The organism is Aeromonas dhakensis, assembly GCF_000820305.1.
Classification (GTDB): domain Bacteria; phylum Pseudomonadota; class Gammaproteobacteria; order Enterobacterales; family Aeromonadaceae; genus Aeromonas; species Aeromonas dhakensis.
In genome coordinates, this window is the sequence record NZ_CDBH01000046.1 from 40,730 (window position 1) to 66,519 (window position 25,790).

General features: G+C 61.2%; 16 protein-coding genes, 5 tRNA genes, 1 pseudogene and 1 riboswitch. Of the genes and pseudogenes, 13 read left to right on the forward strand and 9 right to left on the reverse strand.

Going from position 1 to position 25,790, the window contains the following annotated elements; all coding sequences use genetic code 11:
- Positions 1–91 precede the first annotated feature (91 nt).
- From gltX to BN1143_RS13810, 7 genes and pseudogenes are all read left to right on the forward strand, one after another.
- On the forward strand, positions 92–1,507 hold the full coding sequence (gene gltX, locus BN1143_RS13780; RefSeq protein WP_042051024.1) for a glutamate--tRNA ligase: 1,416 nt from the start codon (positions 92–94) through the stop codon (positions 1,505–1,507).
- 11 nt (positions 1,508–1,518) lie between these two features.
- Positions 1,519–1,653: pseudogene (locus tag BN1143_RS22935) on the forward strand (glutamyl-tRNA synthetase); the annotation flags it as partial.
- A 238-nt stretch (positions 1,654–1,891) separates the two neighbouring features.
- Positions 1,892–1,967, forward strand: a tRNA-Ala gene (locus tag BN1143_RS13790).
- Between the two features lie 28 nt (positions 1,968–1,995).
- Positions 1,996–2,071, forward strand: a tRNA-Ala gene (locus tag BN1143_RS13795).
- A 63-nt stretch (positions 2,072–2,134) separates the two neighbouring features.
- Positions 2,135–2,210 (forward strand) — tRNA-Ala (locus tag BN1143_RS13800).
- Between the two features lie 48 nt (positions 2,211–2,258).
- A tRNA-Ala gene (locus BN1143_RS13805) sits at positions 2,259–2,334 on the forward strand.
- Positions 2,335–2,368: 34 nt separating this feature from the next.
- A tRNA-Ala gene (locus tag BN1143_RS13810) sits at positions 2,369–2,444 on the forward strand.
- Between the two features lie 134 nt (positions 2,445–2,578).
- Here BN1143_RS13810 and BN1143_RS13815 read toward each other — a convergent pair.
- Positions 2,579–4,723: an ExeM/NucH family extracellular endonuclease gene (locus BN1143_RS13815; protein WP_042051025.1), complete on the reverse strand. Its 2,145-nt coding sequence runs from the start codon at positions 4,721–4,723 to the stop codon at positions 2,579–2,581.
- Between the two features lie 296 nt (positions 4,724–5,019).
- Positions 5,020–5,105: riboswitch (cyclic di-GMP riboswitch) on the forward strand.
- Positions 5,106–5,220: 115 nt separating this feature from the next.
- On the opposite strand from BN1143_RS13815, the gene BN1143_RS13820 reads away from it, so the two are divergent.
- Positions 5,221–8,256 carry a glycosyl hydrolase family 18 protein gene (locus BN1143_RS13820; protein ID WP_462477390.1) on the forward strand — a complete coding sequence of 1,012 codons (3,036 nt, stop codon included), beginning with the start codon at positions 5,221–5,223 and terminating at the stop codon, positions 8,254–8,256.
- Between the two features lie 414 nt (positions 8,257–8,670).
- On the opposite strand, the gene BN1143_RS13825 is transcribed toward BN1143_RS13820, so the two are convergent.
- From BN1143_RS13825 to BN1143_RS13855, 7 genes are all read right to left on the reverse strand, one after another.
- Positions 8,671–9,906, reverse strand: coding sequence for a tetratricopeptide repeat protein (locus tag BN1143_RS13825; protein ID WP_017784162.1), 1,236 nt, complete (start codon positions 9,904–9,906; stop codon positions 8,671–8,673).
- A gap of 11 nt (positions 9,907–9,917) precedes the next feature.
- Positions 9,918–10,553, reverse strand: a complete 636-nt coding sequence (locus BN1143_RS13830) for an energy transducer TonB (protein ID WP_005297832.1) — start codon at positions 10,551–10,553, stop codon at positions 9,918–9,920.
- A gap of 16 nt (positions 10,554–10,569) precedes the next feature.
- On the reverse strand, positions 10,570–10,977 hold the full coding sequence (locus BN1143_RS13835) for an ExbD/TolR family protein (RefSeq protein ID WP_005297833.1): 408 nt from the start codon (positions 10,975–10,977) through the stop codon (positions 10,570–10,572).
- Between the two features lie 67 nt (positions 10,978–11,044).
- The gene (locus BN1143_RS13840) at positions 11,045–11,572 is read right to left on the reverse strand and encodes a MotA/TolQ/ExbB proton channel family protein (protein WP_005297834.1); all 528 of its coding nucleotides are present in this window, start codon (positions 11,570–11,572) and stop codon (positions 11,045–11,047) included.
- Between the two features lie 10 nt (positions 11,573–11,582).
- Positions 11,583–12,956, reverse strand: a complete 1,374-nt coding sequence (locus BN1143_RS13845) for a MotA/TolQ/ExbB proton channel family protein (protein WP_017784161.1) — start codon at positions 12,954–12,956, stop codon at positions 11,583–11,585.
- Positions 12,953–13,717, reverse strand: coding sequence for a DUF3450 domain-containing protein (locus BN1143_RS13850; protein WP_005297842.1), 765 nt, complete (start codon positions 13,715–13,717; stop codon positions 12,953–12,955). Before BN1143_RS13850 ends, BN1143_RS13845 begins: the two co-directional genes overlap by 4 nt.
- 110 nt (positions 13,718–13,827) lie before the next feature.
- On the reverse strand, positions 13,828–16,383 hold the full coding sequence (locus tag BN1143_RS13855; protein ID WP_042051028.1) for a TonB-dependent receptor: 2,556 nt from the start codon (positions 16,381–16,383) through the stop codon (positions 13,828–13,830).
- Positions 16,384–17,120: 737 nt separating this feature from the next.
- Between BN1143_RS13855 and BN1143_RS13860 the strand changes: the two genes are divergently transcribed.
- The 5 genes from BN1143_RS13860 to BN1143_RS13880 all read left to right on the forward strand — a co-directional run bounded on the left by BN1143_RS13860 (position 17,121) and on the right by BN1143_RS13880 (position 23,174).
- Positions 17,121–18,146: an ABC transporter permease subunit gene (locus BN1143_RS13860; RefSeq protein WP_010633023.1), complete on the forward strand. Its 1,026-nt coding sequence runs from the start codon at positions 17,121–17,123 to the stop codon at positions 18,144–18,146.
- Positions 18,147–18,148: 2 nt separating this feature from the next.
- Entirely contained in the window at positions 18,149–19,192 is a 1,044-nt protein-coding gene (locus tag BN1143_RS13865; protein ID WP_042051029.1) for an ABC transporter permease, read from the forward strand.
- Between the two features lie 82 nt (positions 19,193–19,274).
- On the forward strand, positions 19,275–21,092 hold the full coding sequence (locus tag BN1143_RS13870; protein ID WP_042051030.1) for an extracellular solute-binding protein: 1,818 nt from the start codon (positions 19,275–19,277) through the stop codon (positions 21,090–21,092).
- A gap of 25 nt (positions 21,093–21,117) precedes the next feature.
- Positions 21,118–22,176, forward strand: coding sequence for an ABC transporter ATP-binding protein (locus tag BN1143_RS13875; protein ID WP_042007445.1), 1,059 nt, complete (start codon positions 21,118–21,120; stop codon positions 22,174–22,176).
- A complete protein-coding gene (locus tag BN1143_RS13880; protein ID WP_042051031.1) occupies positions 22,173–23,174 on the forward strand; it encodes an ABC transporter ATP-binding protein in 1,002 nt (333 codons plus the stop codon). Before BN1143_RS13875 ends, BN1143_RS13880 begins: the two co-directional genes overlap by 4 nt.
- 684 nt (positions 23,175–23,858) lie before the next feature.
- Here BN1143_RS13880 and BN1143_RS13885 read toward each other — a convergent pair.
- Positions 23,859–25,310: an aminoacyl-histidine dipeptidase gene (locus BN1143_RS13885; RefSeq protein WP_042051032.1), complete on the reverse strand. Its 1,452-nt coding sequence runs from the start codon at positions 25,308–25,310 to the stop codon at positions 23,859–23,861.
- Positions 25,311–25,790: the final 480 nt, after the last annotated feature.

A 25,790-nucleotide genomic window follows, 5' to 3' on the forward strand; every position in this document is an offset into this window, starting at 1 on the left:
CGCCATGGTTTTCCCATCCGTCATTGTCGGTGCTAAAATGCGACGGTTTTTTTAACGAATTGGCCCAAGGCCCTCTACACAAGGCTTAAAGATGAAAGTCAAAACCCGTTTTGCTCCCAGCCCGACCGGCTTTTTGCATGTCGGCGGTGCCCGTACCGCACTCTATTCCTGGTTGTTTGCAAAGAACCAGGGCGGTGAGTTCGTGCTGCGTATCGAGGATACCGACCTGGAACGTTCCACTCAGGAGGCGATCGACGCCATCATTGAGGGCATGGAATGGCTGGAGCTGAACTGGGATGAGGGCCCCTACTACCAGACCAAGCGCTTCGATCGCTACAACGGTCTGATCGACGAGATGCTGGCCGATGGCCGCGCCTACAAGTGCTACTGCTCCAAGGAGCGGCTGGAAGCGCTGCGCGAAGGCCAGATGGCCAATGGCGAGAAGCCCCGCTATGACGGCAAGTGCCGCGACCACGCCCACGACCATCCGGCCGATGCGCCCCACGTCATCCGCTTCCGTAACCCCACCGAAGGCTCCGTGGTGTTCGATGACCACGTCCGTGGCCGCATCGAGTTCGCCAACACCGAGCTCGACGATCTGATCATCCGCCGTACCGACGGCGCGCCGACCTACAACTTCTGCGTGGTGGTCGATGACTGGGACATGGAGATCACCCACGTGGTGCGTGGCGAAGACCACATCAACAACACCCCGCGCCAGATCAACATCTACAAGGCGCTGAATGCGCCGGTGCCGGAGTTTGCCCACGTTTCCATGATCCTGGGTGACGACGGTGCCAAGCTCTCCAAGCGCCACGGTGCTGTCTCCGTGATGCAGTACCGCGACGACGGCTACCTGCCGGAAGCGCTGCTGAACTATCTGGTGCGTCTGGGCTGGTCCCACGGCGATCAGGAGATCTTCAGCCTGGAGGAGATGATCAAGCTGTTCAGCCTGGATGCCATCTCCAAGTCTGCCTCCGCCTTCAACACCGACAAGCTGCTGTGGCTGAACAACCACTACATGCGCAGCCTGGATCCGGCCTATGTGGCCAAGCATCTGGCCTGGCACATGGAAAACCAGAAGATTGACACCAGCAAGGGCCCATCACTGCCAGAAGTTGTCACTCTGCTGGCCGAGCGCTGCAATACCCTGGTGGAGATGGCCGCCCAGAGCCGCTATCTGTTTGAAGAGTACGAAGCGATCGACGAAGCGGCTGCCAAGAAGCACCTGCGCGGCGTCGCCGCCGAGCCGCTGACCCTGGCCAAGGCCAAGCTGGCTGCCCTGGAAACCTGGACCACCGAAGCGCTGCACGAGCTGATTGAAGCGACCGCCGCCGAGCTGGGTCAGGGCATGGGCAAGGTCGGCATGCCGCTGCGCGTAGCCGTCACCGGGCTGGGTCAGTCCCCTGGCATCGACGCCGTGATGGCGCTGGTGGGCAAGGAGCGGGTACTGGCCCGCATCGACCGCGCCCTGGCGTATATCGAAGCGCGCATGGCTGCCGAGTAAGCTTGCCGTCGCACATTGCCGTCACCGGTCTGGGGTAATCTCCCCCCGCCATCGATGCCGTGATGGCGCTGGTGGGCAAGGAGCGGGTACTGGCCCGCATCGACCGCGCCCTGGCGTATATCGAAGCGCGCATGGCTGCCGAATAAGCACCAGCCAGTACTTGCGGAAAGGGCTCCCGTACGGGGGCCCTTTGTTTTTGGCCAAAGGCCGGTTTTGTGACATAAAACAGCGAGATAGCTGTGCCATTGCCGGTTAAATCGGCTAACTGCTTGAATTTTGACTAAACGCGCGAATCGCCGTTATTTTTGGGTTGACAGCAAAGCGGCCGGTGCCTATCATGCGCCTCCGTTGCCAGAGATAACTTTGGTAGCGCCGAGGTGAGTTGGGGTTATAGCTCAGCTGGGAGAGCGCTTGCATGGCATGCAAGAGGTCCGCGGTTCGATCCCGCGTAGCTCCACCAAATTCTCCTCGAACAATCTGGAATCCAAGGGGTTATAGCTCAGCTGGGAGAGCGCTTGCATGGCATGCAAGAGGTCCGCGGTTCGATCCCGCGTAGCTCCACCAGGTTCCTGATTGAAATGAAGTGCCCAGGGCAGTGCGGTGTGTATCACCCAAGCCGGCCTTTGTGGGGTTATAGCTCAGCTGGGAGAGCGCTTGCATGGCATGCAAGAGGTCCGCGGTTCGATCCCGCGTAGCTCCACCATTATTTAGGATGATTGGCCGCCAGAACCATTCATTCAGTACCGAATTTGGGGTTATAGCTCAGCTGGGAGAGCGCTTGCATGGCATGCAAGAGGTCCGCGGTTCGATCCCGCGTAGCTCCACCAAATTCAGAGTGACTCAACGTCACTCACACACATCGGGGTTATAGCTCAGCTGGGAGAGCGCTTGCATGGCATGCAAGAGGTCCGCGGTTCGATCCCGCGTAGCTCCACCATCTTTCGTACTGAAAGTAGAAAAGGCCACCGCACTGCGGTGGCCTTTTTGTTTTGCGCTCCGTTCACCAGTCGTGCCGACGATCCATAAAAAAGCCCGCATCGCTGCGGGCTTTTGGCTTGATGGCAAGGGTCATCAGCCGTGGCGGCGACGCCAGGCCAGCGGCAGCAGGGCCAGCAGGAGGGCGCCCATGGCACCGCCACCGCCGTTGCTCTCCTCTTTCAGCTTGAGGTCGACGATGATGGGGTCGTGGTCGGAGGCGCTGAACGGGTTGTCCGACTTGATCATGTCGCCGGTGAAGTCCCGGCCGTACTCGAACAGGTTGCTCTCGAACGAGTTGATGTGCCAGTCGGCCACGGCGATCACCTTGCCTGCCAGTGCCGGGTTGGCGAGGGCATAGTCCAGGGTGCCGAGCTCGGCCTCGTAGCTGTAGGAGATGGCCTTCTCTTTGTTGAACTTGACGTTCATGTCCACCAGGCCGTAGCTCTTGGCCACTTCGCTGCCGGTCTGCTCAAAGACCTGGTCGCCGAGGAAGGTCTGGGAGGCAGAGACTATCTTGCGCTGACCGTCGGTCGGCACATAGTCGGTCAGCACCCGGATCGCATCTTCCCGGGCGTAGGAGTTGAAGTCGCCCACCAGCAGCACCTGGCCGGCCAGCTTGCTCACCGCCTCGCCCAGCACCTTGGCGGCGCTGACCCGGAACTCGGTGCACTTGCCCTGCAGATCGGCCGGCTCCTTGCCGTCCAGGTTCTCCAGGCAGCCTGAGCCCTTGGATTTCAGGTGGTTGACCACCAGGGTCAGCGGATCCTTGCTGCCCTCGACGGTGAAGGTCTGCACCAGGGAGTCACGTTGGGAAGCCTGCTTCTCGACCCCTTTGGCATCCAGGTATTTCTGCACCGGCAGGGTGATGACGTTGGCGTCCCCTTGCGGGGTCAGCTTGGCCGGCCGGTAGATCATGGCCACCATGATGGCGTCGCCGCCGAAGTAGTGCTCGCCCTGCAGCAGCGCCTTGGGCAGGGTGACGAAGGCGTACTGCTTGCCCGCCTCTTTCTGCTGGGCGTTGAGGGCCTGCACCAGGTCGCTGATGGCGGAGTGGCTGTCAAAGCCGTTGTTCTCCATCTCCATCAGGCCGAGCAGGTCGGCATCCATCTCGGTGATGGCGTTGACGATCTTGGCGCGCTGCTTCTGGAAGTCCTCCAGGTTCTTGGCACCACGGTTGCAGCCTTTGGCGCTGTCCGCATCCGCCTGATCCTTGCACAGTACGTTGAGGGCACCGCCCACGCTGGAGTGGCTGGTGAAGTAGTTGAGCACGTTGAAGCTGCCGACGCGCAGATCGGTGCCGTCGGCACGGGCCGGGGCGCTCTGGCGGTCGTTGTCGCTGGTGCGCAGCAGATCGCCGGCGGTGATCACCTGATCCTGCGGCACGATCAGCCGGTACTCGTTGTAGCTGTAGCCCACCATGGCGTCCAGATTGACCGGGGCATCGCCGATGCGCAGGTAACCCTGTTCCGGCTCCCAGGCCGGCAGCCAGGGCAGTTTGCCGTCGGCGGCCTTGAAGTCCGATTCGAGGAATACCCGGTTGCCGGCGTTGGCCTTGGCCAGCGCCTTGGCGGCCTTGCTGTCGGCGTCGTGCAGCTGGGTCGGCTTCATCAGCGGCGCCTGGTGGGAGAGCACCAGGTTGTTGCGCCGGGCGGCGTAGTCGTAGCTGAAGTTGCGGCTGATTTTGAGCGCGCTGTCGGCATCGAGCCGTACCCGCATCCCTTCGTGGCGCTCCAGCGCCCGGGCCAGGGTCTCGTTTTCCAGCACCCGCAGCGGGATGGCGGCCGGGGCTGTGCCCTGGGCGATCACCTGCAGGCGCGGGGTGCCGCTGTCAGTCAGTGGCTTGAGCTGGGTATGGCCGTAATACTCCTCGACCTTGGCCTCTAGGCAGACTTCGGCGCCCGGCTTGATGTCCGGGTACTTGCTGGCGAAGTTTTTGTCGTTGAGATAGACGAAGATGCCGTCCGAGGTCTGGGGGTTGCCGTCGCCCTGCACATCCAGCAGGTAGAACCCCTTGTTGAGGCTCTCGCCCAGACCCGAGACCACCGCCTTGACCATGACGCTCTGGGGGCTTTCGAACTTGTCGGCGGGAATGAGCGGGCTCTTGTCACCGCTGCCCTGAATGACCGGGATCGGGGTGAGGTCGCTGTCGGCCGGGCAGCTGAAGCCGGCGGCATAGACGGACGGGGAGGCGAGCGCAATCCCCACGGCCAGCGACAGCAGGGTACGTGTTCCTTTCATATCTGTTCCTTTTTTATTTTTTGCCAGTGTTTCCATAGCCTTGGCGCATCGGCCAAGGGCGCGCATTGTCACATTTCTGGCATGTCGTACCAGTGAGCCAACGCACATTACGGGGATACAAATGAGGGCAATGCCGGTTTTTTTGACTTAGCTAACAGCATGAAACTAATGACAAATTTGTTATTTCATCCGATTGGCGAAAATGTGATCCCGCTGGCATCCACATATTTTTCCTCGAGAATGAAGATTGAGACTCGGCTGGTTGATTCCTATACTCGGCTTGTTCCTCACGGAACCCAGGTAAAGGGCAAACCGGCCGAGACGCCGGGACGCAATGCCTCCGGTCTTCAGATCGTGCGATCCAGATAGCGGGGCTTCCCAGGGTGAGGGTGACGTTTGTGGCAGGTCCATTGCCAGTTGTCTGCGCCCATCACGCAGGTTGCGCTTGTGCTTTGCCTTGGAGACCAATGCCAAGACAAAACAAGGAAGATAACAATATGCAACAGACCCTAAGGCCCAGCAGGCTTGCCATGCTGGTGGCTTTGGCTGCCATGCCCGCCTGGGCACAGGCCGCTTATCCCGCCTATCAGGCCGGTACCGCCTACAAGGCCGGCGACATCGTCAGCAACGTCGGCAATCTCTATGAGTGCAAAGAATTTCCCTACTCCGGCTGGTGCGGGGCCTCGCCCTATCACTATGAGCCAGGTGTCGGGGTCGTCTGGGCCGATGCCTGGAAACTCTATGGCGGCGAGGTGCCGCCCCCGGCGCTCGGCGTAGCTGTCAGCTCGCCGGCTGCCGGCGCCAGTGTCAACGAAGGGGCCAGCGTCGCGCTGGCGGTGACCCTGAGCGGCCCGGTGACGGCGCTGGTCAAGGTCGAGTACCTCATCGACGGCACCCTGGTCGCCACGGCGAGTGCCTCGCCCTGGAACGGCAGCTGGCGTGCCGCCGGTGTCGGCGCCCACGCCCTCAAGGCGCGAGCGCTGGATAAAGACGGCAAGGTGCTGAGCGAAGCGGATTCCAGCTTCAAGGTCGCCGCCGTGGTGGCGCCAGAGGCGCCCAAGGTGAGCATCAGCAGCCCAGCCGCCGGCGCCAAGGTGACCCTGGGTCGCAGCGTGGCAGTGAGCGGCAACGTCACCGATGCCAACGACGACGTCGCCAAGGTCGAGCTGTTCGTCGATGGCAAGAAAGTGGGTGAAGACACCAGTGCCCCCTGGCAGGTGAACTGGACGCCCCAGAGCAAGGGGCTGGCCGGCCTCAAGCTGGTGGCGACCGACAAGGAGAACCTGAGCGGCGAGTCGAGCCAGGTCGACGTGCAGGTGGAAGAGGCCGCCTTGCCGCCCACCGGTGGCAATCTCTCCTGCGACATTCGTCAGATCTACCGTCCGGATGGCTACGAGTGCATGGGGGATGACCACGCCCGCCGGGTCATCGGTTACTTCACCTCCTGGCGTACCGGCAAGAACGGCTTGCCCTCCTACCTGGTGAGCGACATCCCCTGGGACAAGATCACCCACATCAACTACGCCTTCGCGGCGGTGGACGAGCAGAGCCACACCATCAAGGTGGATGACTCGGCGACCAAGATGACCTGGGACGGCGTGCCGGGTGCCGAGATGGATCCGGAGTTCGCCTACCAGGGCCACTTCAACCTGCTGTCCAAGTACAAGAAGCAGTATCCGGACGTGAAGACCCTGATCTCGGTGGGGGGCTGGGCCGATACCCGCGGCTTCTATACCGCCACCACCAAGGGTGACTGCTCGGTCAACACCGACGGCATCAACGCCTTTGCCAACTCGGCGGTGAGCTTCATCCGTCAGTACGGCTTTGACGGGGTCGACGTCGACTACGAGTATCCCACCTCCATGAAGGATGCGGGCAACCCCAACGACTTCCCGCTCTCCAACCAGTGCCGCGGCAAGCTGTTTGCCAACTACAAGGTGCTGATGCAGACCCTGCGCAGCAAGCTCGACAGCGCCGGCAGCGAGGATGGTCGCAAGTACATGCTGACCATCGCCTCGCCGGCCTCGGCCTATCTGCTGCGCGGCATGGAGAACTTCCAGGTCACCCAGTACCTCGACTACGTCAACCTGATGACCTACGACTTCCACGGCGCCTGGAACAACTTCGTCGGTCACAACGCCGCCCTGTTCGACAACAAGGCGGATGCCGAACTTGCCCACTGGGGCGTCTATACCCAGAGCCAGTTTGGCGGCATTGGCTACCTCAACGCGGCCTGGTCTGCCCACTACTTCCGTGGCGCCCTGGCGGCCGGCAAGATCAACGTGGGCGTGCCTTACTACACCCGCGGCTGGCAAGGGGTCAGCGGTGGCACCCACGGCCTGGGCGGCAAGGCAGCACTGCCGAGCCAGAGCGATTGTCAGCCGGGTACCGGCGGCAGCACCATTCCGTGCGGCAACGGGGCGGTCGGCATCGACAACATCTGGCACGATCTCGACAAGAACGGCAAGGAGATCGGCGGCGGTGCCGTGCCCATGTGGCACGCCAAGAACCTGGAGAACGCCGCCAGCCTGGGTATCACCACCATGCCGAGCTACGGTCAGGCCTGGGGTCTGGATCCCAACAACCCGGCTCACGTGATGCAGGGCAAGTACGTGCGTTACTACGATGACAAGGCGCAGGCGCCTTGGCTGTGGAACGAAGAGAAGAAGGTGTTCCTCTCCACCGAAGATGAAGAGTCCATGGGCCACAAGCTCGACTACATCATCAAGCGGGGCCTGGGCGGGGTCATGTTCTGGGAGATGGCGGGTGACTACGCCTTCGATCCGGCCAAGAACGAGTACGGCATGGGGGATACCCTGACCACGCTCGCCTACGACAAGTTTGCCAAGGCGACCAAGTACGACACCAGGCAGAACGATCTGGCGGCGCCAACCGCCCAGCTCGACATCGCGGTGAGCCTCTCCGGCTTCAAGGAGGGGGATTCCAACTACCCGATCAACCCGACCCTGAAGCTCACCAACAACTCGACCCAGACCATTCCGGGCGGTACCCGCATCGAGTTCCTGGTGCCCACCTCCACCTCCGACACCATCACCGACCAGAGTGGGATGGGGCTGAAAGTGGTGGAGAGCGGCGGCAACCAGAACTCCGACGGCATCGCGGGCGAGAAGGATTTCCACAAGGCGGCCTTCACGCTGCCGACCTGGAAGGCGTGGGCGCCGGGCAGCGACGTGGAAGTGGCGATGACCTACTATCTGCCGGCCGCCGGTGTGCCGAGCGGTATCCGCATCATCAGCGGCAGCCAGACTGCGGGTCTCAAGGCCGAGTTCCCGACCCTGCCGGAGGCCGTGCTGGGCAGCAGTGGTGGCGGTGAGAACCCGGGCGGTAGCACCTGCAGCAGCCAGAACGTCAATCCGGCCGCCTACAAGGCCTATCCGACCTGGCCGCAGGGGGATCACGCCAACGGTGGTGATCGTATGACCAACAACAAGGCGGTCTGGCAGGCCAACTGGTGGACCAGCAGCGAGCCTAAGGCGGGCGACGGCAGCTGGAAACTGGTATGCAGCTACTGAGTTGTCCAAGCTGCCGCACCAGCAGCGAGCTCAGAGCGGGCGATAGCAGCTGGAAACTGGTATGCAGCTACTGAGTTGTCCAGGCTGCTGTACCAGCAGCGAGCTCAGAGCGGGCGGCGGCAGCTGGAAACTGGTGTGTAGCTACTGATGACCGTTTGAGAGGCAGGCCGGCACTCTGCATGGCCTGTTCTCTCGCAAGGTAATGACCCAATCCGGAGCCCAGGCTCCGGATTTTTTTATGGCGGGGTAATAAAGGCAGGGGCATAAAAAAGACCGCTCCGGGGAGCGGCCAATTGCCACCAAGGCAATCTGCGGGGTAATCCCCTTGTTGTTGATCGGCAGGGCGGGAGCCCGTACTGCCGAGAGTTGTTGCGTGCCTTGCCGAGAGATGGCCCCGGTCGGCACGCGGTTTGGTTACTGGGTGACGGCGCCGCCCTGCTGCTCTTTCAAGAAGCTGATCCAGGGCGAGGCGCGGCCGCTGACGTTGCCGTTCTGGGCAGCCTGGGTGAAGGCGGAGAGTGCCTCCTTCGGCTTTTGCTGCTCAAAATAGGCAACCCCGGTCAGGAACTTCAGATCCGCCCGCTGCTCGCCGCTGGCGTTGGCGGCAGGCTTGGCGGCGAAGGCCACCAGATCCTGGTAGCGCTTGCTCTGGATCATCATGCGCGCCATCTTCAGCTGCAGATCGGCACTGGGGGCCAGCTTGTAGGACTTGGCCAGGGTGTCGATGGCCGGGTCCAGCTCCTTGGCCTGGTGCCAGTAGTTGGCCAGCGTCTTGTAGTTGGCTGCGTTGCTCTCGATGGTCCCTTCCTTCATCGCCTTCTCCATCACGCGGGCGGCGCGGTGGGGAATGCCGGCGAAGGCCAGGTAGTTGGCGAGGCGCTGCAGCTCGCTGGCTTCGGTCAGCATGCCAAGGTTGTAGGCGCCTTCCAGCGCCGCCAGGGCCTTGGCATCGTTGCCCGCCTGCATGTGCATGGCCGACAGCTGGGTCCAGTACTTCTTCTTCTCCGGGTAGCGGTCGACCAGTGCGGTCAGCACCTCGGTGGCCGGCTTGTACTGCTTCAGCTCGTAGTGGGCCGCCATCTTCAGCAGGTACCAGGACTCCGGCGCCTTGCCCGCGGAGAGCTTGATCGCGTTGTCCACCGCCGGAATGGCTTCCCGATACTGCTTGAGTTGCACATGGGCGTTGGCCAGCGTGATGTAGGCGTGCGGGGTCGGTTTCTCGTCCTTGCCGAGGTTCGCGAACCACTGGTTCATGGTGTTGATGGAGGCCTTGAAGTTCCCCTCCGCCATGTAGAGCTGGGCCAGGTTGTAGCGCACCTGCTGGGCCACCGGCTGGGGCAGCCCGCCGGTGGCGATGGCATCGGCGAAGTACTTGGTCGCCTGACCGTACTTCTCCTGTTGCGCCGCCACGAAGCCCAGGGTCTGCAGAATGACCCCCTTGTCGTAGACCCGCTCGCCGGCGCTGGACAGCGCCTCCTGCAGCTTGGCATTGGCCTCGCCGTATTTCTTCTCGGTGATCAGTGCCTGCGCCTTGTTGACCGCGCGGTAGGCGCGGTCAGAGAGGGCGGGCTGCTCGGCGGCCCAACCGGCGGTGCTGAGCAGCACCGCCATGGCGACCGGGGCGAGGATCAGGGTGTGTAACTTTTTCATCGCCACCTTCCTTAGTTGGTCGCAAACTCGATCTCTTGCTGCATGCGACTGGCCTGCGGCTTGCCATCCACCATGGCCGGTTTGAACGTCCATTTGGCGATGGTCTGGCGCGCTGCCTTGCCGAGGTCGTAGCTGCGTGGCTCTTCCTTGACGATCCGCACGTTGCTGACGGTGCCGCGTTCGGTGACGGTGAACTCCACCAGCACCTTGCCGGAGGCGAGGCCGGCCAGCGCCGCCTTGCGGGGCATCATGGGCTCGAAGGTCGCCAGTGGAATGGCGCCGTTGTTGCCACCCATGCCGCCGCCACCGCCACCAGTGCTGTAGGCACCCAGGGCGTTGCCGCCGCCGATGTTGACCGGGATGTCGAGTTTGGGCATGTCCATCGGCGAGCTCTCCATCTGCGGCCGATCCGTGCTCGCCACTTCCATCTCGGGAGGGGGCGGCGGGCGTTTCGGAGGCGGCGGTTTGGGCAGCTCACGTTGTCTCTCTTGCAGGGTCTCCTGAGGCTTGAGGCGAATGAAGTCGGTCATGGTGACGTCCTCCTTCTCCGTCAGCTCCCGGTGATCCGGCGTGATGAGCTTGTTCATTCCCAGGAACAGGAAGAACACCACCACGCAGGAGACCGCTAACGATATCAGGTATCTCATGGCATTCGCTCCGGCATCAGCTGCTCTTGTCGGCGGCGATGGAGATGTTCTGGACACCGGCCATGCGGATCTGATCCATGACCTGGACCACCAGACCGGAACGGGATTCGCTGTCGGCCTGGATCACCACGGCGCTCTCCGGGTTCTCTGCCCGCAGCCGCTCGATGTTGGCACGCACGGCACCCACTTCGACGATGCGCTTGTCGACCCAGACCTGGCCGTTCTCGCGGACCGCGACCATGATGTTCCCCTTCTTCACCGTTTCGGCCGTGCTGGCGCTCGGGCGGTTGATCTCCACGCCGGACTCCTTGACGAACGAGGTGGTGACGATGAAGAAGATCAGCATGATGAACACTATGTCCAGCATGGGGGTCAAATCGATGGCCGCCTCATCAGCACTGCTGTCGCTGTGACGTTTTCTCATGGCAAAAACTCCTTGCTTGTTCTGTGCCCCCGCCAGAACCGGGTCCGGCGGGGGAGTGCATCCTGCATCAGCCGTGTTTCAGGTTGTCTTCCAGCTTCTGCACGGCCAGCTTGGCCTTGTGATCGAGCCGGCTGACAAAAAACAGACCGGAAAGGGCGGCAATCATGCCCGCCATGGTCGGTACCGTCGCCTTGGAGATCCCCGAGGCCATCGCCCTGGGGGAGCCGGTGCCGGTGATGGCCAGGGTGTCGAACACCTGCACCATGCCGACCACGGTCCCAAGCAGTCCCATCAGCGGGCAGAGGGCGATCAGCACCTTGATGACCGGCATCCCCTTGTCCACCGCCATGGCCACCCGGGAGACCAGCTCGCGGCGGATCTGCCTGGCGGACCAGGAGAGGTGATCGCTGCGGGCCAGCCAGGCGGCCTTGGTCTGCTTCACCTGTTGCGGGTAGACCGCCATGAAGTAAAACCAGCGCTCCAGCAGCAGGGCCCACATCATCAGGGTCAGGAAGAACAGGGCGACCAGCACGTCGCCCCCCAATCCCAGAAACCGGCGGACCGACTCGACTTCTTCAATCAACCAGAACCACATGGGTGACTCCTTACGCTGCGGCTTTGGAGGCGTGCAGACGTTCCTGATAACGGGCGACGAAGCCGGCGCTCTGCTCTTCCAGCACCTGGATCAGACGGCGGCTCTGGGTCTGAACGATGGTGTAGAGGAACAGCATGGGCACCGCGACCACCAGACCCTGCATGGTGGTGACCAGGGCTTCGGAGATACCACCCGCCATCAGCTTGGGATCGCCGGTACCGAACAGGGTGATGGCCTGGAAGGTGGCGATCATGCCGACCACGGTACCCAGCAGACCCAGCAGCGGTGCCACCGAGGCGATCAGCTTGATGATGCTGATGCCCTTCTCGAACTTGGGCACGTTGCGCAGGATGATCTCGTCGAGCTTGGACTCCAGATCCTCGATGTTGTCGCCACGGTGCGCCTGGTAGGCGCCCAGCATCTCGCCGATGGGGTTGCCCTTGATGATCTGATCGGATTTGAGCTGCTTGCGCATGGATCCGCCGATGAGGGAGAGGCGGGCACCGCAGAACAGCGCCAGCAGGGTGCCGATGACCCCCAGTGCCAGGATCACGTAACCCACGGAGCCGCCCTGATCGATGCGCTCTTTGAGGGTTGGCGACTGCACCAGCAGGGAGAGAATCACGCCGCGGGACGGGTCGATGAAGATGGGTTCGACGCTGCCACCGCCCTGTTCAAACTTGGCGACCGGTTCCAGCACATTGTTTTCAGGCTGACGGGAGAGCTGTTCGAACTTGCCGGTCTCCGGCACGAAGGTCAGGTACTTGCCTTCGGAGACGGTGTTGAACTCGCCGATCTGGGTGACGGTCTTCTCGGCCTGGTTGCCTTCGCCATAGACCACGGTGGCCGGGATCTGGCTCACCTTGCCACCGTCGACCATGCGGCTGAGGGTGGTGGTCCAGAAGGCGGTCAGGTCATCGCTGGAGGGGAGCTCCTTGCTCTCGGCCAGGCGGGTCAGCAGGGCGGTCTGCTCCGGATGCTCGACCCGACGGGCGGAGGCGTTGAAGATCCCCTTGAACTCGCCGGCGAACTGGCGCAGTACGCCGAACATCTCGCCCATGTTGCCGGAACGCTGGCGCAGGGTCTCGGTCAGCTCGGTCAGCTGCTTGTCATTGGCATCAAAAGTGGCCTTGAGCTGCTCGCCTCTGGCGGTCTCGGCAGCCAGGTCGGCCTTGGCCTTGGCCAGCAGGGCGGTCTGCTCGTTCTTGTCGGCCAGGAAGCGGGCTTCCCGCTCCTTGTTGAGCTGGGATTCAGTGGTGCTGGCAGCCTTGACCTGATTGAGCAGGGCGTTCAGATCCACCGGTTTCTCGGCGGCGGTCACCGGCAGGGTGACCAGGGTAGCGCCCGCGATCAGCGAGGCGATGGCAAGTTTGATTCCTTTCATGATGCTTTCTCCGCAGTTTGAACCGGCAGCTTGATGAGGGCGGGAGGCGCCTGCTTCTTGGCGATGCGAAGGCCCTGTTCCACTGCACTGCGATACTCCTGGGGCAACTCTTCCCACTGGCGGGTCTGCTTGTTCCACATGCCGGTTTCCTGGCCGTCCGGGGACTGGTAGAGCAGGGCGATGCGGCCGACGCGCAGGAACTCGTAAGTCTTCTCGCTGCCATCCTTGTCCAGGCTGGCCTTGTAGGACTCGATGGTGCGGCTGAAGCCCTCCTCGATCTGATAGGCCTCCAGGATCTTGCGGTACTTCTCGGAGATGGTGACATCGGCCCGGTTCATCAGGTCGGTCAGGGCCGCCACGCGGTCCTCCCGCTCAACCTTCTGGAACGGCAGGTCCAGCGAGACGAACTGGTCGAGGGAGTCGATCATCTTGAGCATCAAGGGCACCACTTCGGTGCTGGTCTGATCGATCTGGGCGATCTGGCGCTGCATGGAGGCCAGCTCGCTGCTCTGGGATTCGACCATCTTGCCCACCTGCTCGTTGTAGGTGCGCAGGCTGTCGACCTGGCGCAGAGCGGCCTTGTACTGGGCGAGGGCGGATTCGGCAGAGTCGGCGTAGTTGTCGATCTTCTGCTGGGAAACTTTGGATGCATTGTCGGTGGCGGCTTGAGCGTCCACTGCCTGGCTGGCAGAGGCGGCACTCAGATTGAAGCTGGTCAGCAAGGCAGCAGAAACCAGGCTGCCGAGGAGCGCTTTCTTCATTGTAATTGTCCTTGTTTTCATAGGATTACCCTATCTCCGTAACTTCCTTGGACGTTGGGCAAAGCCGGCCCGACCGGGCCGGCTTAGGTTGGTATATCAACGAGAGTTGATTAGAACTTCTGGGTGTAGTCGAGGTAGACGATGCGTCCGTCGATGCTGTAGAGATCTTCGTCGTAGGTGAAGCCGTCGCTGGAGAGCGAGGGGCCTACGTTGAACATGTTCTTCACACCGGCTTGCAGCTTGCCGTTCCAGGGGGTGTTAACACCGACGTTCAGGTTCCAGGTGGTCTGGGAGGCGATATGGCCCTCGGTCCGACCGTCAACATAGTCCTGGCTCTGGGAGTCGATGTAGTTGGCACTCAGGTAGGCATCCATGTTCCACCACTGCGGCACATTGACCCCGACACCGGAGTTGAAGCGCAGTTCAGGCTTGGCGTTCCAGCCCTTCTTGTCGACCATGGGACCACCGGCGAACAGACCCTCTTCGTATTTCAGAATGTAGGTGCTGCCGAAGTCGTAGCGCACAGTCGCGACGTTGAAGTCGTACTTGTAGTCAGCCTTGAAGTCCAGACCGCTGGTCTTGAGCTGGCCCAGGTTGACCATGCCGGCATAAACCTGCTCCACATCGCCGTTGGCATCGCGGATGACGTTCGGGTTGCTGCCAGTGTTCAGCTCCTGATAGAACTGGGTCTGGGTGGTGGCCAGCTGGATCACGTCATCAATCTTGATGTAGTAGTAGTCCAGCGAGAGGTTGAGGTCGTCGATCGGGCTGTAGGCAGCGCCGATGCCGAAGGTGTCAGCCGTCTCTTCCTTCAGGTTCTTGTTGGATTGGCGAACCGTGGTGTACTGCTCTTCCGGGCAGTTGGCGACACCGTTGGCCTGGCAGGAGACATAGTCCTTGGCGTAGTCGGCGGAGTCGGCATCGGCCGCGTACAGGTCGTCCAGACCCGGGGCACGGAAGGACTGCGACCAGGAGGTGCGGAACAACAGGTTGTCCAGCGGCTGATAGCGCAGGCTCGCCTTGGGCGAGAAGGCGCTGCCGAAGTCGCTGTACTTGTCGAAACGACCGGCCAGGTTCAGCTCGATCTGCTCGGTGATGGGGATCAGGCTCTCGATGTAGGCGGCGAAGACGTCGCGCACACCACTGCCCGAGTTGCCGGAAGAGCCGATGACGTTGCCGGCCGCAGACTGGCTGTCATAGGTGTCGGAGTAAACCCAGTCGTTGTACTCGGCCCCCAGGTACCAGCCGATGGGGCCGGCCGGCAGCTCGCCCATGCTCCAGCCCAGGCCACCGTACCACTGGAAGAAGTCCATCTTGGAGGTGCGGCTGGTGTCGTAGGAGAGGCTGTTGGTGGCGGCACTGGAGAACTCGCCGTTCTTGAAGTTGCCGCTGTCGACCTCCTGCTGGACCGCCGGATTCAGCACATAGCCGGTCCCGCGGTTCTTGTTGTCGGTCTTGGAGTACATGTAGCCCGCATTCCACTCCACATCGCCCACCGCTTCGGTCGGCAATGTGCCCTCGAAGCCCAGGTTCATGCTGCCGGTCATGTCGGTGACGTCGTTGTCACGGGGGCCGACGTTGCTGAAGCGATAGTAGACGGTAGCCTTGTCGCCGATGAAGCCGTTGTCGGCCAGCAGCTGGGCGCCGCCCGGAGTGGTACCGTCGATGCTGAAGGGACCGGCGGCTGGGGCGAAGCGGCCGAAGCTGGTGACCCGCGAGCCGATCAGCTGGGGTACGAAATCGACGTTGTCATTGATGTGATAGCGGCCGTTGACATAGACGGTGTCCCGGGTACGGGAAGCGGTCTTGGCGGCGACCTGGGCAAAGTCGAAGCGGCAGGCGGTACCGACCGGCACGAAGCCGGGACCGGTATTGGCGCAGTCGATGCCGTCCAGGGTACGGGTGACCGTCTTGCCGGTGGCGGCATCGATCCCCTTGATGTTGCGGCCATACAGGCTGGGAGCAGACGAGCCCTGCAACGCCAGGTAGTCGCGATCCTTGTAGTAGATCTCATCCTTGACGTCGTGCTCGTACACCATCATCAGGGAACCCTTCTCCCCGGTGATGCCGCTGACGATGGAACCGCTCTTCTCGTCACCACCCTCTTCGGTGGGAGAGCCGATACGGCCCTGGAATTCCAGCCCTTCATAGTCCTGTTTCAGGATGACGTTGATGACGCCGCCGATGGCATCGGAACCGTACAGGGCAGAGCCGCCGTCCAGGTTCACTTCAACCCGCTCCACCGCCGCCATGGGGATGGAGTTGAGGTTGATGGAGCTGCCACCGATGGAAGGAGAACCGGCGACCCGCTTGCCGTTGAGCAGCACCAGAGTGCGCTCTGAGCCAAGCCCGCGCAGGCTGACGGTGGCCTGGGATTGGGCTGAGCTGCCGGAGGAGGGGGAGATACTACCGAAGGAGTTGTAGGAAGCCTGCTTCAGGTAGTCGGCCACGGTCTGCTGACCGGATTGTTCGATCTTGGCCTTGCTGATGGCGACGACCGGGGTGGCGCCTTCCACGTCGACACGGGAGATGCGCGAGCCGGTAACCTTGATCTTCTGGAGTTTTTCGACGTTTTGGCCTTCTTCGGCCAAGACAGGGGTGGCCACTACTGCCGCGCTCGCCAAGGCAAACGCAACGGCAGCAGAGAGTCTGCTTTTCCTAAGCATCGCTTATATCCTTCCTGGTTGTTTTTTTGTTTGCTTCCATACCGCCCTCGTTGGGGCGATGCGTAAGGCTTATCAAGGTTTGGCGGTTGACGTCAATTGAGGCGGTACGGATGGGGGCGTGGCGGGCAATAAGATGACTATGTTTTATTTTTTCGCATTTGGCAGAGATTTATTCTGATTTGGTAACGTTTTCCTATGTAAAGGTTTTGTTAAAGCAAATTGATTCCAGTTTATTGATTAATTTTGAACTTATCGATAAGGGTGGTGTCTTTCTGGGTTTTATATTGTTGAGTTAGGTATTTTTAGCATTATTGTCTGTTTTGGTAGTGTGTTCGGCTGAGGTTCAGGCTGGGCGCCGGCCACCTATTTATGTGCAGCCATATAGAGAAGGTGTTCTTTTGTGGGGTTTGCTTTAAGTAGCTGTTTTTAATGGTTTATTTAATTTATTTGCTGGTTTTTATCTGTTTTGTTGAATTACTAAACGTTATTTAAGTTGTTCATCTTGTAGTTTTTTATCTTGAAGTTGCGAATTTCAGAAAAAACTCACGATAAATTCCACTGCACAAGCCGGGACCAGAATGCACCCCTAGTTCTACTTGATTTTTGTTGCAGAGCTTTTACAGTGACCGAGCGGATAGTCTGTCAATCATCGGCTATTCAGTGAGTAATGCCAGGAAGGACGGGCCCGTCACCGGATGTGACTGGCCATAAAAGAACAACAAGGACGAGGTTCCACCATGCTGTCGTATTTCCTACGTCGGATGCTTTTGATCATCCCGACGTTTCTCGGTATCACCCTGCTCGTCTTCACCATCACCCGTTTCGTGCCGGGCGGTCCGGTCGAACGCATGTTGCTGCAGGCCCAGGTTTCCCAGAATGAGTCCGGTCGCTCCAGCGGCAGCAAGGGGGCGCAGGCGCTCTCCGACGAGCAGATCGAGGAGCTCAAGGCGTTCTACGGCCTCGACAAGCCCATGCTGGTCGCCTATTGGGAGTGGCTGCAGAAGCTGGCGGTGCTGGATCTCGGCGAGTCGACCCGCTATTACGAGCCGGTGTGGGATCTTATCAAGGACAGGTTGCCGGTGACCGCCTTCTTCGGGCTGGCCACCTTTCTGCTGAGCTACGCCGTCTCCATCCCGCTCGGGGTGGCCAAGGCGCTCAGACACAACACCCGCTTCGATTCAGTCAGCTCCATGCTCATCTACATGGCCTATGCGTTGCCCGCCTATGTGGTGGGCATCTTCCTCATCACAGTGTTCGCGTTTCATCTGGAGTGGCTGCCCATGGGTGGCTTCCCGGGGGACGAGTTTGACGGGATGGAGAACAGCTGGGATCAGATCCGTACCCTCTTCGCCCACGCGCTGCTGCCGCTTATCGCCTATGCCATCGGGGATTTCGCCATCCTCACCATGACCATGAAAAACAGCCTGATGGAGAACCTGTCGGCGGATTACGTACGTACCGCCGTGGCCAAGGGCTTGCCGTTTCGCAAGGCGGTGACCGATCACGCCATGCGCAACAGCCTGATCCCCATCGCGAGCCACCTGGGGTCGGTGCTCACCGTCTTCTTCGGCGGATCCTTCCTCATCGAGACCATCTTCAACATCGACGGCATCGGCCTGCTTGGCTATGAGGCCATCGTGGAACGGGACTACCCCACCGTAATGGGCATTCTGGCCATCACCTCCATGCTGATGCTGGTGGGCAACATTGTCTCCGACATCTGTGTCGCCCTTGTCGATCCCCGCGTGCGGTTTGGAGAGTGAACATGAATCTGAATCCGGTGACGCTGAAAAAACTCAAGCGTTTCAAATCGATAAAACGCGGCTACTACTCCTTTATCATCTTCACCACCCTGGTGCTGCTCTCCCTGCTGGCGGAGCTCTTGGTCAACAGCCGGGCACTGATGGTGAGCTATCAGGGGGAGCTCTATTTTCCCACCTATGGCGACGTGATCCCGGGTCAGCAGTTCGGGCTCGATTACGAGTACGAGACCAACTACCGCCAGCTCCAAGACAAATTCACCGCAGAGGGCAAGGGGGACTGGGTGCTGCTGCCACCTGTGCCCTGGAACCCCTATGAGCAGGACTTCAAGCAGGACGCCTACCCACCCTATGCACCGAGCCTGGCCGAGCGCCACCTGCTCGGCACCGACACCAGCGGCCGCGACGTGCTGGCGCGGCTGGTCTACGGCTTTCGCATCGCCATCGGCTTTGCCTTCATCGCGCTGGTGGCCAGCTACGCCATCGGCGTCACCATCGGCTGCATGATGGGCTTTCTCGGCGGACGCTTTGACCTGGTGCTGCAGCGCTTTATCGAGATCTGGTCCCAGGTGCCGTTTCTCTACGTCATCATGATCCTGGTGTCGCTGGCCAAGCCCAATTTCGGCCTGTTCGTGGCCATCAACGTATTGTTCGGCTGGATGGGCATCACCTGGTACATGCGCACCCTCACCTACAAGGAGCGGGCGCGGGACTACGTGATGGCGGCGCGGGCCCAGGGGGCCGGTACCGGGCGGATCATCTTCAACCACATTCTGCCCAATACCCTGATGATGATCGTCACCCTGGCGCCGTTTGCCGTGGTGGGCAACATCTCCACCCTGACGGCGCTGGACTATCTGGGCTTTGGCCTGGCCCCGCCCACCCCGAGCTGGGGGGAGCTGCTCTCCCAGGGGATCAACAACCTGGATGCCATCTGGATCGTGAGCTCGGTGGTGGCGGCGGTGAGTCTGGTGCTGATCATGGTCTCCTTCATCGGCGAGGCGATCCGCGAGGCGTTCGACCCGCGCAAATTTACCCGTTATCAGTGACCTGTGGCGCACTCAAGGCGCCGGGTTGCTCACCCTTAAATTGCTAAACCCCCAGTGCAGGGGTATGACCAGGAAGTCAAACATGAACAATAAAATCAAATGGATAGGTGCTCTATTCTTGTTGGTGAACGGGACCTGGGTGTGGGCGGCCAGCCTGCCTGCGGATCTCAAGTGGGAAACCAACGACACCGACCCCGTGTTCGCCTCGCCCAAGGCGCTGCCCGGCGGCAGCATCACCATGTTTATAGACAGTTTTCCGCTGACGTTTCGCACCGTGGGGCCGGATTCCAACGGCTCTTTCCGCTCCTTCATCATGGACAACCAGCTGAGGCTCATCAGCTTCCATCCCAATACCGGCAACCCCATCCCTGCGCTGGCGACCCACTGGGCCATCGCGCCGGACAACCAGACCGTCTACTTCAAGCTGGATCCGCGTGCCAAGTGGTCCGACGGCAAGCCGGTGGTCGCCGATGACTACACCTTCGGCTACGAGATGATGCGCTCCAAGGACATCAAGGGGCCCTGGTTCAACAACTACTACACCACCGAGGTGGTGGCGGTGGAGAAGGTTGACGACCACACCATCCTGGTCAAGGCGGGCACCCGCAAGGCCAAGCTGGATCTGCTCAACACCACCGAGCTGTGGCCCCAGCCCAAGCACTACTACAAGCTGACCCCCAACTGGGTGAAGCAGTACAACTGGGCAGTGGTGCCCACCACAGGCCCTTACGTGATGACCGACGTGAAAAAGGGCAAGTCCATCACTTTCAGCAAGCAGAAGGGGTGGTGGGCCCAGAACTATCGCTACAACCAGCACAGGTTCAACCTCGACACCATCAAGGTGCAGGTGATCCGCGATCACAACATCGCCTTCCGTCACTTCCTGAAAGGGGAGCTGGATACCTTCGAGATGATCCTGCCCAACTGGTGGCATGAGAAAGCGGTCACCCCCGAGTACAAGCAGGGATACGTGCAGAAGGTGATGGCCATGACCGACACCAAGCAGGGCGGGCAGGGGCTGCATCTCAATATCGCCACTCCCAAGCTGGCGGATATCAACGTGCGGCTCGGCATTCAGCATGCCCTCAACATCGACAAGATGATCAAGACGGTACTGCGTGGCGACTACGACAGAGCCACCACCTTCGGTTCGGGTTTTGGCGAGTTCACCGACATGCAGCTGCCGGAGCGGGCCTATGACATCAGCAAGGCGCGCGACTACTTTGCCAAGGCGGGTTACAGCAAACCGGGGCCGGACGGCATCCTGCAGAACGACAAGGGTGAGCGGCTGACCCTGGCGCTCACCTACACCAGCCAGGAGCACTCCAAGCGGTTGACCGTGCTCAAGGAAGAGGCCAAGAAGGCGGGGCTGGATCTGGAGCTCAACCTTGTGGACGGCGCCACCGGCTTCAAGGCGATGCTGGAGAAGAAACACGAGGCGGCCTGGATGGGCTGGGCCGGCGGCGGTCTCTATCCGCAGTATTGGGAGTCGTTCCACTCCGCCAACGCCAACAAGCCGCAGACCAACAACCTGTTCAACGTGGCCGACAAGGAGCTCGACGCGCTGATCGACGCCTACAACGTCGAGTTCGACATGGCCAAGCGGGCCGAGCTCTCTCGCCAGATCCAGCAGCGCATCTATGAATTGGCCATCTTCGTGCCCGGAGTCCAGCTCAACTACGTGCGAGCCAGCAGCTGGCGTTACGTGATGCTGCCCGAGGTGCCCGCCACCAAGAACACGCCGGATCTGCTCTACTGGCCCATGGACGGCTACCCCCACAGCAGTGGCGGTCTGCTCTGGCTCGATCCCAAGGTGAAGGAAGAGACCCTGAAAGCCAAGGAGGCAGGGGAGGCGCTGGCGCCCATCAACCTGCTCGACAAGACCTATGCACGTCACTGATATGGCGCAGAAGGGAGCAGCAGTCATGCCCAACACACAGGCTCCCCACCCGGGCGCCCGGGATCATGGGAGGCAGCTCGGCGTGGATGATGGCCAGAGCAAGGCCCCGATTCTTGAGGTGCGCGATCTCGAGGTGGAATTTGCCGTCGACGACGGCAAGATCAAGGTGCTCGACGGGGTCAGCTTCCAGGTTGCCCCCGGCCAGACCCTGGGGGTGGTCGGCGAGTCCGGCTGCGGCAAGAGCGTCACCTCGCTCGCCATCATGGGGCTGTTGCCCAAGCCTCATGGTCAGGTGGTGGCGGGTTCCATCCGTTTTCAGGGGGAGGATCTGCTCGCGCTGTCACCGGATCAGATGTACAAGGTGCGCGGCAACCGCATCTCGATGATCTTTCAGGAGCCGATGACGGCACTCAACCCGGTGCAGACGGTCGGCGATCAGCTGATGGAGGTGTTCCGCCTTCATCGTCCCGACTACAACAAGGCCCAGCGCAGGGAGGCGGCCATCGCCATGCTGCAGAAGGTGGGGATCCCCGAGCCCGCCCAGCGCTTTGCCGTCTATCCCCACAATCTCTCCGGCGGCATGCGCCAGCGAGTGATGATCGCCATGGCGCTCGCCTGCGAGCCAGCGCTGCTTATCTGCGACGAGCCGACCACGGCGCTGGATGTGACTATCCAGGCCCAGATCCTGGAACTGATGAAGGAGCTGCAGGCCCAGACCGGCATGGCCATCATCTTCATCACCCACGATCTCGGGGTGGTGGCGGAGCTGTGTGACGAGGTGGTGGTGATGTATGCGGGCCGGGCGGTGGAGCAGGCCGACGTGTTCGAGCTGTTTGACCACCCGCGCCATCCCTATACTCATGGTCTGATGAGCTCGATCCCGCGGCTCGAAGATGAGCCCAAGAGCCTGCTCAAGACCATCAAGGGGCAGGTGCCCGCCCTGCACGAGATGCCCGCCGGGTGCCGTTTCTCCAACCGTTGTCCCCATGCCACCGAGATCTGCGTGAGGGCCATTCCGGCCACCGAGCAGCTCGCCGAGCGGCACGGGGTGGCCTGCCACCACTGGAGGGAGCTAGCCGTATGAAGACGCTTTTATCGGTGCGCGACGTGAAGCAGCACTTCCAGCTGGGCGGCGGCTTGTTGCGCAAGAAGTACCACGTCTACGCGGTGGACGGCATTAGCTTCGATCTCAAGCAGGGGGAGACACTGGGGCTGGTGGGCGAGTCCGGCTGCGGCAAGTCGACCCTGGGACGCACCCTGCTCAAGCTGTTCGAACCGACCGCCGGCACCATCACCTTCGAGGGGCGTGACATCACCCACCTCTCGCCCAAGGAGATGCGCTCCCTGCGCCAGGAGATGCAGATCGTGTTTCAGGATCCTGCAGAATCCCTCAACAGCCGCCACACGGTGGGGCAGATCCTGGAGGAGCCCTTCGTCATTCACGGCAAGGGCAATGCCGAACAGCGGCGGGTCTGGGTGCAGGAGCTGCTGGAGAAGGTAGGGCTGCCCGGCAGCGCGGTGGATCGCTATCCCCATGAGTTTTCGGGCGGCCAGCGCCAGCGCATCGGCATCGCCCGGGCCATCGCCCTCAAGCCCAAGCTGCTGGTCTGTGACGAGGCGGTGTCGGCGCTGGATGTATCGGTGCAGTCCCAGATCGTCAACCTGCTGCTCACCCTGCAGCGGGAGATGAATCTCGCCATCATCTTCATCGCCCACGACCTGTCGGTGGTCAAGCACATCTCGGATCGGATTGCGGTGATGTATTTGGGCAGGATCGTCGAACTGGCTGAGGCCCAGTCGCTCTATCTGGCGCCGCGTCACCCCTATACCCAGGCACTCATCTCGGCCATTCCGGTGCCGGACCCGCGTCGGCGCAGCCAGCGCATCCTGCTGACCGGTGATGTGCCATCCCCCATCTCACCGCCGAGCGGCTGCCACTTTCACCAGCGCTGCCCCTATGCCGGTGAGCTGTGCCGCACCCAGTCGCCGAGTCTGCAGTCGTGCGACGGGGCAGGTCACCAGGTGGCCTGCCACACGCCGTTGCCGCTGGCCGAGGCGCTCCCCCTGGGAAAGGCAGTATGATGCCGGTGCCCGCATCGCAGCAAGATGGCACGGGAGAGAGCAAATAAAAAATGGGGCCTGTGGGCCCCATCTTCATGGTTGGAGTTCAGGTTTGGCCGTGGAACATCTGGCCAGGGCAGGACAGCGCCCCCGAGAGGGGATGGCTGCTGTGTGGATTGCTGTTGTTTGTAATTTTACTACTTAAATACCCGGTAACTCTTTCACGAAATTGGCCGCTGGTGGTATCAGGCGCCATAACGGAAGTAGTAGTTGCGGGTTGACGGTGCATAAGTATCTTTCTCTGCCACGCCTTTCTTTCTGGTTACACCCTTCAGGTGGAACAGTACTGCCAGATTCTCAAACATATATTCACCTCATCGCTCTGTCGTTGACTTGTTATCTGTGACCTGGGTCACGCTTTGATCCTATGGCCTTCTGTGAGCTGGATCAACTTTTTGTGTTGTAAATTTACATAAATCATGGAAAGGGTTTTCAAATCCAGCGCTGTTTATGGAGACGGTTTCAGCAGACTCTCAGATTGATCCCCGTGGTCTGGCTGACGAGTCTGGATTAGCTGCGGATGGGGGGGCAGAGCAGTCCGGCGGTTTCGAGGGGAAGCACGCCAAGGGCTGGCGGGAGCAGGCAAAAAAATACCCCGCACCTGGCGGGGTATGTGGTGTAGCCGGTCGGCCTTGACCTGCGGGCTTATTTGGCCGGGATCTGTTCCAGCACGTGAACCAGCAGCTGCCAGAACCGCTCGACCGCCGGAATGTGTACCTTCTCGCCCGGCGCGTGGGCGCCGCGGATGGTCGGGCCGAAGGAGACCATGTCCCACTCCGGGTAGGCGCTCTTGAACAGACCGCACTCGAGGCCGGCGTGGATCACCATGACGTTCGGCATCTCGCCGAACAGGGTCTGGTAGCTGCTCCGTACCAAGGCCATTACCGGGGAGTCCACGTTCGGTGCCCAGCCCGGGTAGGCGCCGGTAAACTCGCAGCTGGCGCCAGCCAGATTGAACAGGGAGCTGGTCATCTGCTCGACGCTCTCGCGACCGGAGTCGATGAGGGAGCGGATCAGGCACTGTACATACACTTCGCCATCCTGGGTCTTGATGACACCCAGGTTGGTGGAGGTCTCGGTCACGCCCGGGATGGCATCGCTCATGCGGATCACCCCGTTCGGGCAGGCCATCAGGGAGTCCAGCAGGCGGGCTTGCAGGGACTCGCTCATCAGCTGGGCCGGTTTCTCCTGGGCGGTGAGCAGCACGGTCAGGTTGGCTTCGGTAGCAGCCAGCTCGCTCTGGTAGATGCCGGTGTAACGGTCGACCAGGGCCTTGAATTCGTTGACGCTGGCGGCGGGTACCAGCAGCTTGGCACGGGCCTCGCGCGGGATGGCGTTGCGCAGGGTGCCGCCGTGGATCTCGGCCAGACGCAGGCCCAGCGGCTCGGCGGCCTTGAGCAGACGCACCAGCAGCTTGTTGGCGTTGCCGCGGCCGCGATGGATGTCGACCCCGGAGTGACCGCCACGCAGGCCCTTGACCTGAAGCTCGAAACCTTCACCTTCAGTGGCGGCAACCTGCTCCAGCGGGAAGCGAATATTGGCATCCACCCCGCCGGCGCAGCCCATGTAGACCTCGCCATCCTCTTCGGAGTCGGTGTTGAGCAGGATCTCGCCCTCCAGCCAGCCCGCTTCCAGACCGAAGGCGCCGGTCATGCCGGTCTCTTCGTCGGTGGTCAGCAGCACTTCCAGCGGGCCGTGCTTGATGCTCTTGTCGGCCAGCACTGCCAGGCAGCCAGCCATGCCCATGCCGTTGTCGGCACCCAGGGTGGTGCCGCGGGCGGTGACCCATTCACCGTCGATGTAGGCATCGATGGGATCCTTGGTGAAGTCGTGCTGGGTGTCGGCGTTGGCCTGGGGCACCATGTCGATGTGGGCCTGCAGCACTACCGCCTTGCGGTTTTCCATCCCCGGCGTGGCCGGTTTCTTGATGATGATGTTGCCGACGGCATCTTGCTTGACCGCCAGCCCTTCCCCTTCGGCCCACTGCATGATCCAGGCGCTCAGCTGGGCTTCGTGCTTGGAGGGGTGGGGGATGGAGCAGATCTGTTCGAAGAAGTGCCAAATCAGTTTGGGAGAGAGAGAGCTAAGCTGTGCCACGTCGGGACTCCTTACCAGCACGGAAAATGACAGAGCCCCGGCAGCGGGGCGAGGAAGAGGATAACGATAATACAGTCAATCACACAAAAATGTGAGCGATCAGCGCAAATTGCGGGCAGCTTGTGCTGGCAAGCGGGGGATTGGCAGCGAACTGCTCCGGTGGGGGCAAAATGAGCCTGCACAAAAGATTTTTGTGATTCACATCACAAAAATATTGAGTTTATGGCGCCGACTGGTAAATTAACGACCGTGGTTCGCCACCCGTCAGGATGACGATGAATGCCTCCAGGGAACCGAAGCAAAGCAAGTGCGCCTCCATGGAACCGAGTGTCCGTTCAAGGATCTGAACCCGCATAAAGGTACGTAACTTGTTAAGCAATCAGGAGTTTATTATGTCAGGCAGCAATTCAACCTATTGGTTCGCCCAGTCTCTTTATACCCAGGGCTTCAGCTACCCGAACCCCTACGCCAACCGCCGTT

Bases quoted from the DNA above. Each gene is read 5' to 3' on its own strand.
- BN1143_RS13860 (WP_010633023.1), top strand. From the start codon at position 17,121: ATGCTGTCGTATTTCCTACGTCGGATGCTTTTGATCATCCCGACGTTT.
- BN1143_RS13865 (WP_042051029.1), top strand. From the start codon at position 18,149: ATGAATCTGAATCCGGTGACGCTGAAAAAACTCAAGCGTTTCAAATCG.
- BN1143_RS13815 (WP_042051025.1), bottom strand. From the start codon at position 4,723: ATGAAAGGAACACGTACCCTGCTGTCGCTGGCCGTGGGGATTGCGCTC.
- BN1143_RS13880 (WP_042051031.1), top strand. From the start codon at position 22,173: ATGAAGACGCTTTTATCGGTGCGCGACGTGAAGCAGCACTTCCAGCTG.
- BN1143_RS13825 (WP_017784162.1), bottom strand. From the start codon at position 9,906: ATGAAAAAGTTACACACCCTGATCCTCGCCCCGGTCGCCATGGCGGTG.
- BN1143_RS13820 (WP_462477390.1), top strand. From the start codon at position 5,221: ATGCAACAGACCCTAAGGCCCAGCAGGCTTGCCATGCTGGTGGCTTTG.
- BN1143_RS13875 (WP_042007445.1), top strand. From the start codon at position 21,118: ATGCCCAACACACAGGCTCCCCACCCGGGCGCCCGGGATCATGGGAGG.
- BN1143_RS13835 (WP_005297833.1), bottom strand. From the start codon at position 10,977: ATGAGAAAACGTCACAGCGACAGCAGTGCTGATGAGGCGGCCATCGAT.
- BN1143_RS13870 (WP_042051030.1), top strand. From the start codon at position 19,275: ATGAACAATAAAATCAAATGGATAGGTGCTCTATTCTTGTTGGTGAAC.
- BN1143_RS13840 (WP_005297834.1), bottom strand. From the start codon at position 11,572: ATGTGGTTCTGGTTGATTGAAGAAGTCGAGTCGGTCCGCCGGTTTCTG.
- BN1143_RS13855 (WP_042051028.1), bottom strand. From the start codon at position 16,383: ATGCTTAGGAAAAGCAGACTCTCTGCTGCCGTTGCGTTTGCCTTGGCG.
- BN1143_RS13830 (WP_005297832.1), bottom strand. From the start codon at position 10,553: ATGAGATACCTGATATCGTTAGCGGTCTCCTGCGTGGTGGTGTTCTTC.
- gltX (WP_042051024.1), top strand. From the start codon at position 92: ATGAAAGTCAAAACCCGTTTTGCTCCCAGCCCGACCGGCTTTTTGCAT.
- BN1143_RS13845 (WP_017784161.1), bottom strand. From the start codon at position 12,956: ATGAAAGGAATCAAACTTGCCATCGCCTCGCTGATCGCGGGCGCTACC.
- BN1143_RS13850 (WP_005297842.1), bottom strand. From the start codon at position 13,717: ATGAAGAAAGCGCTCCTCGGCAGCCTGGTTTCTGCTGCCTTGCTGACC.